Below are 3,222 nucleotides of genomic sequence, written 5' to 3'. Positions count from 1 at the left end.
GCCAACAGCACACGTCGACATAAGTAACCGTCTGCTCGCTTCCGGTGAATCTGAATGGGCCTTAGCTGCTTAAAAGATCTCATAGTTCGCGTTAACTTTAACAGAATTCAAAAATCGACTTTGGCAACACATTGTTGAAAATCACTCTGTGGTTCGAGCTGGAATGCCCAGTAAACGTAATAAGGCATTCATGGAAGTCGCCCTGTTGCGGGCGCAACGCATGACTCTTTATGCGGAACCGGAACTGGCAGACCCCGCGGCTATTGATGAATTAGTAAATGACAATATTCTAACGAAGCAATCTAATGAACTCAAATATGCACCATCACATGATATTCTTGAAGACTGGGCATTGGTAAAGCATATTCGTCGGTTACGCGAAACACACCATGAACCCGAAGCCTTTTATCAAAATATTGGCAATAAACCAGCTTTACGTCGGGCGTTTCGATTATGGGTTGAAGATTCCCTACGTAACCGAGCAGCCACCGTTTTTGAATTGATACGGGAAACCCGTCAGCAAGCCTTTATTGAACCCTACTGGGCTGACGAGGTGCTTGTTGCCATTTTGCGATCAGATGAAAGTTTAATCTTTTTTGAAGAGTTTAAAACCGAGTTATTGGAGGGTCAAGCCCAGTTCCTACAACGCACTATTCATCTTTTACGCACGGCCTGCAAGGAACATCAGACCTCCCATACCCATAAACTGTTATATCCAGTTGGGTCGGGTTGGATGGCAACTCTGTCATTTATCCACCTTTATTTAGCTCGACTTGGTAGCTTACGTATCTTGATTACTAGTTTGTTAATTGACTGGAGCTACAGCTTGTATAAAGATAGTGAACGTTTATCGACGAGAGAAGTCGGGGCAGTTAAAGGTATTTTATTTACTTATTTAGAGGAGATTGAAAACCAAGAAGAGAAAGCCTGGCAAGAGGAGCCACTTAAAAATAGAGTAAAAAGTTTGCTTGACGTTACATTTGAACTGACTGAGTATGCAAAAAGTGAAGTTCAAGCTCTTCTTGAGCGAGCAATACCTAAGCCAACCGATCGGTACGACTACCACGATAAATCGTTTTACGGACGCATCCGCAAGATGACTCTGTCAGGAATATACTGCCGTCCGTTAACCAAATTTTTGCCGGAGCAGGTTATTGCGATGGCCAAGGCAACATGGATAAAGAAACCTCGCCTTAAAACATCAGAACATTCTAAAAATCTAAGTCCGATACTCAGAATACTTGAACAACAACAAGAAGAGGACGACTATTATTCCTTCGATAAGAATAGACAGTTTGGTTTTGAAAATCATATCGACGATTCACCTTCAGGTATATTTAAAACGCCAGTTTACAATTTGTTGTTAAACCACTGGCAACGGGGCACAGATTTTCTATTGGAAATAGTTAACCATTGTACCAATTATTACGTCAAATCGAGAGAAGCTAGAGGGGATGAAATAGCGGAGGTACAACTTCAACTTTTAGATGGTCAGTTGGTAAACCAATCAGGCAGCCATGTGCTTTGGCAGGCCTATCGTGGTACTGTTGTCTCTTCATATCTATTAGAATCGCTCTTAATGAGCTTAGAAGCGTATTTATTAAAAATAGTAGAAGCGAAAACTGAAGTTAGCCGACAAAACATTCAACTCCTTTTTGATTATTTACTTCATGGCTCAGAAACAGTTGCCATCAGTAGTGTTCTGGTTAGTGTAGCAATTGCTTATCCGCAGGAGGTCGGTGAGGCAATGTTACCATTATTGGGAGTACGAGAATTTTATGAATGGGATGTACATCGTGCACTTGATGACCAAATCAATACTTTAGCACTCTGGGACGATGAGATCTCATTTGCCCAAACAAAGCGACATGAGTTAAATGAATTGCCACATAGAAAGAAATATGGCTATGGCTTGAAGGGGTTCGTTTTAGATTTGCAATTAAACTTGAAACTGTTTAACGAAGCCTTCTTCAGTGTTTTAGATCGCATGTGGGAGGAGGCTGATGAGCAGGATATATATTGGCGGAAAACCCTTCACGAAATAGACGCTCGCAAATGGCAGATAACTGAGCATAAGTCAGAGCTGGGAGGATTTATCATTGAACCTGCCTATGAGCCAACTGTACAAAAACTCGTTGATGACTTTCTGCCTGAACGTGAATCTCATGAACAAGCTGCTGTAGCAGCCATCTGGATTGGAAAAATATATGATCGGAAAGATGGGGCAATAGCTGATTATGCCCTGTGGAGTAAGACATTTGAAAAATACAAGGTTAATGAAAGCTTTAATTTTATTCACGACCGACCAGTTTCTTTAGCTGTCATTGGTGTTCGTGAATTGAATCAAGAACTAAACATAGAACAGCGTACATGGTGTTTTGAAACAATTACAGGAGCTATTAATAGGCTAATTGTTAGGACTAAGCACCGAGATGCTTATTTAGAGGATGGCCCTCCAGGTTCAATATTTGATCGGGATGCTGCATTAACAGCCCTACCTCTGTTGCTCAAAACAACCAACGACCTAAAAAAACGTGAGCGGATTATTAAGCTACTTCTTCAGGCATTGACATCCTTTTTCCATAGAATCGAAATGGATCCTTTACTGGCTTCGTTACGTGAACAATTATGGGAAGCAGATGCCACTGTAGCCAACCAAGTTTGGCAGGGTTTAATTCGATTCGCTCAACTTAGAAAATCACAGGAAAAAGATCAATGGCGAGCTTATCAGAATGAGGAATTACAAAAACAGATTGAAAAGACTGAAAGCGAATTTATTCGTAACGTTATAACAGGGGAAGAGAATGAGGCTGTTGACTTTCAGGAGATTAGATTGGTGAATTGGCACAGCCAAGTGCTTACACGGGCGCTGATAATGCTACCATTCAATACGGAGCAAGAGGATCATATTAAGTATAGGAAATTTTTCATTCCCCTTTTTCTTAAGGGTTTAGACAAAGATTTTGAGCGAGAGGAGCGAATAGATCGTCGACCGCTTATCTACGACGATGACCGAATTAGCTTGCAAAAGCACCTACAGGATTTTTTTCTCTACTGTGATAACGAAAACGCAGCAGACATCGCCGAACTACTGCTTCATCGTGCATCTCAAATTTTAAGTTCAACTTAGGTGCATTTCAAAACTACCTGCCTTAAGTTGACTTAGTCGTTGTCAACTAAATTTAGGCGGTCTCTGACCAATTGCCAGCGGCCACTCTTAGC

1 protein-coding gene is annotated in these 3,222 nt (G+C 41.3%); it reads left to right on the top strand.

The features are described 5' to 3' along the window. The first annotated feature begins 190 nt into the window (after positions 1-190). Entirely contained in the window at positions 191-3,130 is a 2,940-nt protein-coding gene (locus B157_RS0110850; RefSeq protein WP_157618391.1) for a hypothetical protein, read from the top strand. The last annotated feature ends 92 nt before the right edge of the window (positions 3,131-3,222 follow it).

It is taken from the genome of Spirosoma spitsbergense DSM 19989 (assembly GCF_000374085.1).
Lineage (GTDB): Bacteria > Bacteroidota > Bacteroidia > Cytophagales > Spirosomataceae > Spirosoma > Spirosoma spitsbergense.
The sequence above is the reverse complement of the archived record's forward strand: the minus strand, read 5'-3'. Positions and strand labels throughout refer to the sequence as shown.

Bases quoted from the DNA above. Each gene is read 5' to 3' on its own strand.
- B157_RS0110850 (WP_157618391.1), top strand. From the start codon at position 191: ATGGAAGTCGCCCTGTTGCGGGCGCAACGCATGACTCTTTATGCGGAA.